Raw genomic sequence first — 7,869 nt, 5'->3', positions numbered from 1 at the left:
TGGACTATTTATAACCCGATACAACGGGAATATAGCAACTTGTTACCAAATGAATGAGAAAAAAGCGGCGTAGACAAGAGAAAAGATAACAGGACTATAAATTATAGAAAAAGGTTGTGCCAACGTTTTGACACAACCTCCTTGCAATCGTTTTACAGAACAAACAATTTATTTGTACTCCTGCCAGCTCTTAATCTGAATATCTTCCAGCTTCATTTCGCAGAATGCCTCGATAAAGGCACTTGCCAGGCGAGCATTGGTAATCAACGGAATATTGTGGTCAATGGCACCGCGACGAATCTTGTAGCCATTGGTCAGCTCGCGTTTCGTATGATTCTTCGGAATGTTGACAATCAAGTCGAAGGCATGGTCGGCAATCATCGTCATCACATTGTTTTCCGCATCCGGGCGTTCATCCGGCCAGTAAACAGCTTCTGTCGTCACGCCGTGAGCATTAAGGAAAGCGGCAGTACCTGCCGTAGCATAAATCTTATAACCTTTGGCAAAGAGCATGCGGCTGGCATCCAGCAAATCGACCTTAGACTTCATGGCTCCGGAGGAGAACATCACTCCCTTCTCGCGACGAGGGATTCTGAATCCGGTAGCAATCATGGCATTCAGCAACGCCTCGGAGAAATCGTCTCCAATACAGCCCACCTCACCGGTAGATGACATGTCTACACCCAATACCGGGTCTGCCTTGTGCAGACGGGAGAAAGAGAACTGGCTTGCCTTCACACCGATACGGTCGATGTCGAATGCCGACTTATCCGGTTGTGTATAAGGAGCATCCAGCATAATGCGGGTAGCAGTCTCGATGAAGTTGCGCTTCAGCACCTTCGATACGAACGGGAAGCTGCGCGACGCGCGGAGGTTACACTCGATAACCTTCACCTCGTTGTTGCGTGCCAAGAACTGGATGTTGAAAGGACCGGAGATATTGAGTTCCTTCGCAATCTGACGGCTGATTTTCTTGATGCGACGTGCCGTTGCAAAGTAAATCTTCTGTGCCGGGAATACCAGCGTAGCATCACCGGAGTGCACACCGGCAAACTCCACGTGCTCGGAGATAGCATATTCTACCACCTCACCGTTTTGGGCAACAGCATCGAACTCAATTTCCTTGGTATTCTGCAAGAACTGAGATACGACCACCGGATATTCCTTAGATACCTCAGCAGCCATCTTCAAGAAGTTTTCCAATTCTTCTTCGTCATAGCATACGTTCATCGCAGCACCGGAGAGTACGTAAGACGGACGTACCAGTACCGGATATCCTACCTTCTCCACAAAGCCTTTCACATCTTCCAGGCTGGTGAGTTCCTGCCAAGCCGGCTGATCGATGCCAAGTTGGTCGAGCATAGCAGAAAACTTGTTGCGGTTTTCCGCACGGTCGATGGAGATGGGAGAAGTGCCCAGCACGGGAACTGACTGCCGGTGAAGCTTCATAGCCAGGTTGTTAGGAATCTGTCCACCCACTGAGACGATAACACCGCGCGGCTGCTCCAAGTCGATAACGTCGAGCACGCGTTCGAAGGAGAGCTCGTCAAAGTACAGACGGTCGCACATGTCGTAGTCCGTAGAAACGGTTTCGGGGTTATAGTTAATCATAATGGACTTGTAACCCAGCTTGCGGGCCGTCTGAACGGCATTCACCGAACACCAGTCAAACTCTACGGACGAACCGATGCGGTAAGCGCCCGAGCCAAGTACGACCACAGACTTTTCATTCTTGTAATAGTTCACATCGTAGCCCTGAACCGCATACGTCATGTAGAGGTAGTTTGTCAGTTCCGGATGCTCGGAAGCCACCGTATTGATGCGCTTCACGGCAGGCAGGATGCCCAACTCCTTACGACGGGCGCGTACGGCAAGGTTTTCCTTCTCCATATTGCCTTGCGGATTCAACACGAAGCGGGCAATCTGGAAGTCGGAGAAGCCAAGCACTTTTGCTTCACGCAGCACGTCGGCAGGGATGTCTTCCACCTTATTATATTGAGAAAGTTTCTGCTTGTAGTCTACGATGTTCTTCAGCTTGCCCAAGAACCAAGGATCAATCTTGGTCAGTTCAAAGATACGGTCGATGGCATATCCCTTTTCCAGAGCCTCAGCAATGGCAAAGACACGCAGGTCAGTAGGGTGAGACAGTTCATAATCCAGGTCTTCGAATTCCACGCCTTCATTTCCCACGAAACCATGCATTCCTTGGCCAATCATACGCAGCCCCTTCTGAATGATTTCTTCGAAAGAGCGGCCGATAGACATGATTTCGCCCACAGACTTCATGCTGGAGCCGATTTCACGGCTGACGCCTACGAACTTCGTCAAGTCCCAACGCGGAATCTTGCAAATCAGATAATCAAGCTGCGGAGCAACATATGCAGAATTTGGAGTTCCCATTTCGCCAATCTGGTCGAGCGTATAGCCCAAAGCAATCTTGGCAGCCACAAATGCCAGCGGATAACCGGTAGCCTTGGAAGCCAATGCAGAAGAACGGGACAATCGTGCGTTCACCTCGATGACACGATAGTCGTTTGTTTCGGCATTGAACGCATACTGGATGTTACATTCGCCCACAATGCCCAGGTGGCGGATACATTTGGTAGAAAGTTCCTGCAACATCTTCACCTGCTCGTCGGTCAGCGAACAAGTAGGAGCCACTACGATAGACTCGCCCGTATGGATACCCAGCGGGTCGAAGTTTTCCATGCTTGCCACCGTGAAGCAGTGGTCGTTGGCATCGCGGATTACCTCGAACTCAATTTCTTTCCACCCCTTCAAAGACTCTTCTACCAATATCTGCTGAGAAAAAGCGAAAGAGCTTTCGGCCAGTTTAATGAAGGATTCTTCATCCGGACAGATGCCACTTCCCAGTCCACCCAGAGCATACGCCGAGCGCACCATAACCGGATAGCCTATTTCGCGGGCTGCCTTCAGCGCATCTTCCATGCCTTCCACAGCCTGGCTTTTCGGAGTCTTCATCGGAATCTCATCCAGCTTCTTCACAAAGAGGTCACGGTCTTCGGTATACATGATTGCCTCAACGGAAGTACCCAGCACACGCACGCCATATTTCTCAAGAATGCCGTTTTGATAGAGTTCCGTACCGCAGTTCAATGCTGTCTGTCCGCCGAAAGCCAACAGGATTCCGTCGGGACGTTCCTTCTTGATGATTTCTTCCACGAAATAGGGAGTCACCGGCAGGAAATAAACTTGATCGGCAATACCTTCCGATGTCTGGATAGTGGCAATATTAGGATTTACCAACACAGAACCGATACCTTCTTCGCGCAACGCCTTCAACGCCTGCGAACCGGAATAGTCGAACTCTCCGGCCTGACCAATCTTAAGCGCACCAGAGCCCAAGACAAGCACTTTCTTTAAATTCTTTTCCATATTCTCTTGTTGTTGTCTATTATTTTTCTTCTTCACGTTCGGACACAAAAAAAAATGCGTCACCCAATAAAGGATTAACGCATTACCAAAGAACTAAAAATATCTTCCTCGAAAAAAGAGAAACCGACGGTCCCCGAATGAAATTCATTCGAACGGAGGTTATATTTGCTTCTCATTTCCTGCGATTGCATAGTCTCTTTAAAATTTATGCAAAGTAACGACTTATTTATGAAACGAACAAATGAAACGCTACAAATATCACGGCTTTTTTATCTACAGGAGTCAGAGGACATCATCGGACAGAATGCCGTAAGCACTCTTCAATCTTGTCGATAGAGGTATCTTTAAGGATAACCCGTTTCCGGCTGTCAAGCAAATATAGGGTAGGCATCGCCTTCAGGTCGTACACCTGCCGGCGGGTGAGTTGCCGTCCTTCGTCATAGCCATCTATCCAGCGGGCAGGAAAGGCGGCTTGCTGCCAGGCGGCCGTCTTGCCCCCTACGCATACCGAAAGCAGGGCGAGGCTACCCGAATCCATCAGCCTGTTCAAGGATTGCGAGGTGACAAGGCGCTCTTTGGCACGGCGGCAATCATCACAGTCAGGGTCGTTGAAATAGAGAATAAGATAAGGGGCACAGACGGCATTCAGTTGCATCCGACGGCCGTCGCGGCAGACAAAGCCGAAGTCGGCAGCCGTATGTCCCGGCCGGTTCTTCAGTGCTGTCTCCAGCCTGTGACGCGGACGTATTTTCTCGGTTTCGTCCAGTGCGGGATTGGCCAGCAGGGCACGCAGCATCAGGATGTACAATTCTTCGTTGTGCATGGGCGAGTTGGGTTCATAAAGGTATTTGTCGCCCAACAAAATGAAATGGCGCAGCATTTTCTTCCCGACAGAGGCACGATGCAACAAGGTCTCCAGGGCAGTGTCCGCCCGGTCGGTATAAGGCAGGATGCCGATAAAGTCGACAAAAGCCTGCTCGGTGACTTCCGGGCGGTCGATGAGAGAGACATCGGAGAAATCGAAATGGTCCCAATAGTGGCACGACAAATAAGCGGCCCGTTCTTCGGGTGTGGCAAGGACGGCAGGCACATCGGGCAACCGGAACGAGGAAGCCTGCTGCGCCCGGGCTTGCAGACAAAAAGCGGTTGCCAGACAGTATAGAGACGCCAGGAAAAGGGTATGTAACGTTTTCATAAGCAGCTGTGTTTATAGGGATTAAGAAGAGAAACATAAATATTCAGGCACCTGTCCTTGTTGCGCGACGGGTGCCTGAAAACAAGAGCTATTACTTAGAAACTTTAGTTGCCTGCCGAAACCGGTTCGAGGACAATATCAGGATTACTAAACAAAGTAGCCAGGTTCCGAACCTTTGCGCTATAGATAGTTCCGCTAATCTCGCAACGCAATTCCACTTCATGTGTATACCAGTTGAAATCATACTCTCTACGCAGGCGCAATTCATATTTGCCGTTCCCCACAACGGTGATTGCACCGATGCGGCTATTGTTGCCGGTACGTTCAAAAGGCACAAAGGTATGCTGAGGTACATCCTGCACTATTCCATCGGCCAATTTGTAGCGTAATGAGCCCGAGATGGGGCGATTGCTTACACGGAATGTCTTGGCAAAATAGACTACCATGTCTTCATCGGACGAAACGGTGATGTCACCGGCACTCACGGCACTCTTCACTTTGAACGGAAGACGTTTGCGCTCACCACTCTGATCCACTCCTCCCATTTCGTCTTTCCGGTAAGCTTCTGCCTGACCATAAGTGCATTCCTTCTCACGATTGGCATCCACGGTATAAATAAAGCGACCGGACACTTTGGAGTCTTTTCTCAGTTTACCACCAAGATTGCCTAAGCGGTTCTCATCTATTTCCAGCATCGGAGCATCAATAAATATGTCAAACTGTTGGCCGAAAGGATCGACAGACTCATACTCCTGTTTATTAACATCCTTCATTCCCCTGAAACTGGTGATATCAAACTCGATATCGACTTCACGGCCGGGTTCATAACTCCATTCCAAATCAGTCACCTTCTCGGGCACATCGCCCGTTGCGGCATCATCCGTACCTTCTTCAATAAATCCTTGCTTATTCCAGTTGACGCCCGCAGCAAAACGGAACGGACTGTAGTTGGCAAGCTCAAAAATGGTGCTACGGTAAGTGTTTCCCTTGTATTTACCAGGTCCAATTATTACGCCGTCGTCATCCATATCACTTCCTGTGGTATTACCGTCTCTCTCCAATACCGCGTCCAAAGTAGGCAGATTGGAAGCAATGCGGACTGTCTCCGCACTCTTTGCTTTGGTGGTATACATATAAATCTGATACACACCATCTCCGAGTTCGGGAGTAATATTGGGCTTACGCGCCTTAAACATACATACCTGCCCCATATTAACTTGTTTATCCGACCACGCGGTAGCCTCATCATGAAAGAACTCACAATCAAACTTGTCAGCAGACCCAAGACCGGCATCAGCATATTCATCGTCGTTGTAATGAAACAAATTACTGTTGTACACTAAGAATTCATCGGACTCACCGGCATTGATAGCATTTTGAGGTGTGTAGTCAGTACCCATTTCATGCAACTCCATATAGAACACTACCCGGGCTTTCTTCTTCTGCGGAACCATGCGATAGTAGATAGGCTCGTCCTTAGGACCGTTACCGCCGGCTCCGGCATTATACTGAGACAACTTAGGCATGGTGATGGCTCTGTTCTTCTCAGAGAAATGAAATTTCAGTTCCACAGGCTCGAAATGCGCTGCCTCGATGACAACTTTGCGTTCAGCCATTTCCGCCTGATTAAGGATACTCTCGAAGTAAATCCGCTGCCCGCCGGAAGCGGTTGCAGTATACACATACTTATATCCCCAGCCATTGTCTTCTCCATAACCGGGTTCTCCTTTGCGGATGATGTCGAGCTTCATGCCCGAAGCAGAGCGGACATCAAGTTCGTTTGCCGAAATCAGCACACGCATGGGGAAGAGTTCGTCCGGACAGCTTTCGGGAATGGTGAACACGGCTGTAGCCTTGGGGCGCTTACTGAGGTCGGTAATCTTGCCATAAAGCTGAGCCCCCATCCATGCAGGCACAAACGACTGCTTCTTTATCTTGACGACCTTGATTTTGCGTTGCAGCCGTCCTTTCTTTACGAGCAGGGTACCTTCCAGGCGGTGCACATTCTCTCCCAGGGCATAAGTGGTGATGGTAACGGTTCCCGCGCCGGTGGCAGGATTGAAGTCATTCACTATCCTTGGCTGCGCCACGGTGTTTCCTTCCAGCCAAGTGATGTCCGGCTTATCGGCATCGGTAAGTGGCGTGCCGTTCTTTGCCTCCACAGTATATGCAAGAGAATAACCCTGACCGGTAGCCTCTTCGCTGTCGAGAACATAAGAAGTCTGCGCCACGGAAAGGCGGTAGCTGTTGTCTTCCACTGCGGTCACCTCGTCGGAAATGGCTATCCATACGTTGTTGGTGGCAGCGGCTTCCAATGCTTCGCCAAAGGTGGGCTGGCCGTAGGAGAGCTCGCCTACGATGTTTACGATGTAATGGTGGTTACGGCATATCAGAAGCTGGTCACCATTTTCATCCACCAGCATCACGCGGTAATAACTGTCTTGTGTTTCACCTTGGTGATGTCCGCGAATGATTACACTGACCGGATCGTCAAGGTTGTTTTCACATTCAAATACATATTGGCTCAGCTCTGTTGTGACATCCTGGAAGTCATCCATCTTGGCACGGTTAAGGGGAAGGGTGACGAAGGGGACACTCTTTATTTCATCCCAAGAGAAATCGAATCCTTTTTCCGGATGATAGGGAGCCACGGTACCGAAACCATTCGTGTTGTAGACTTTAAATCCGGTCACGGTGAAAACATTATTCTGAGTCGTTTCATTCACGGAAATCCGTGCATGGTTACGAATCAGCCGGATGCTATTACCGGCTGCTTGCAACTGTTTGTCTATTTTATCTCCAGTATTCTCCTTGTTGCAAGCAAAACGTGCCCAGTAAATCATTTTTCCGGACGAGCCTTGCAGCAGGGCCATTACTTCTGTCTCCGATTTTCCGGAGAACGCATTTTCGGGAAACTCCGACATGTTTTGGTTGGCCACAAAATGGATGATGCGCGTATGGTCGGGCACTGTGGCATCAAATGTTCCTGTTGTTTCAGTAGTAGAGCTGACGGTTGCCGTAGCGGTGGTGACGAACAACCCGTAGTTATCGAAACAGAAAAGACTCATGTTCTGCACGCCGCTTCCGTCTTCATCTACAGCACGGGTCGACACTTCCTGCATGGCAGGTATGTCGGTACTGAAATGCAAGGCGACATAACCGTCGGGAACAACGGGCACTCCCGCTTCGTAATCGTCCCGGCAGGAAATGAACACTACCGATATAACCAATAAGGCTATCATTGTATGTATTGCTTTCTTTATCATAATTGCTTTCTT

The 7,869-nt window shown here is 49.4% G+C and carries 3 protein-coding genes; all 3 read right to left on the bottom strand.

The annotated features are described in order from the left end of the window. Positions 1–168: 168 nt before the first annotated feature. Positions 169–3,396, bottom strand: coding sequence for a carbamoyl-phosphate synthase (glutamine-hydrolyzing) large subunit (carB, locus tag M1B78_RS15590; protein ID WP_176469016.1), 3,228 nt, complete (start codon positions 3,394–3,396; stop codon positions 169–171). A 292-nt stretch (positions 3,397–3,688) separates the two neighbouring features. Then, the gene (locus tag M1B78_RS15585; protein WP_257930849.1) at positions 3,689–4,591 is read right to left on the bottom strand and encodes a DUF5106 domain-containing protein; all 903 of its coding nucleotides are present in this window, start codon (positions 4,589–4,591) and stop codon (positions 3,689–3,691) included. A 104-nt stretch (positions 4,592–4,695) separates the two neighbouring features. Then, positions 4,696–7,857: a hypothetical protein gene (locus M1B78_RS15580; protein WP_257941160.1), complete on the bottom strand. Its 3,162-nt coding sequence runs from the start codon at positions 7,855–7,857 to the stop codon at positions 4,696–4,698. Positions 7,858–7,869: the final 12 nt, after the last annotated feature.

Source organism: Bacteroides muris (ex Fokt et al. 2023), assembly GCF_024704895.1.
In the GTDB taxonomy this organism is placed as follows: domain Bacteria; phylum Bacteroidota; class Bacteroidia; order Bacteroidales; family Bacteroidaceae; genus Bacteroides; species Bacteroides muris.
This window is presented reverse-complemented; position numbering and strand designations above follow the sequence as displayed.

Bases quoted from the DNA above. Each gene is read 5' to 3' on its own strand.
- carB (WP_176469016.1), bottom strand. From the start codon at position 3,396: ATGGAAAAGAATTTAAAGAAAGTGCTTGTCTTGGGCTCTGGTGCGCTT.
- M1B78_RS15585 (WP_257930849.1), bottom strand. From the start codon at position 4,591: ATGAAAACGTTACATACCCTTTTCCTGGCGTCTCTATACTGTCTGGCA.
- M1B78_RS15580 (WP_257941160.1), bottom strand. From the start codon at position 7,857: ATGATAAAGAAAGCAATACATACAATGATAGCCTTATTGGTTATATCG.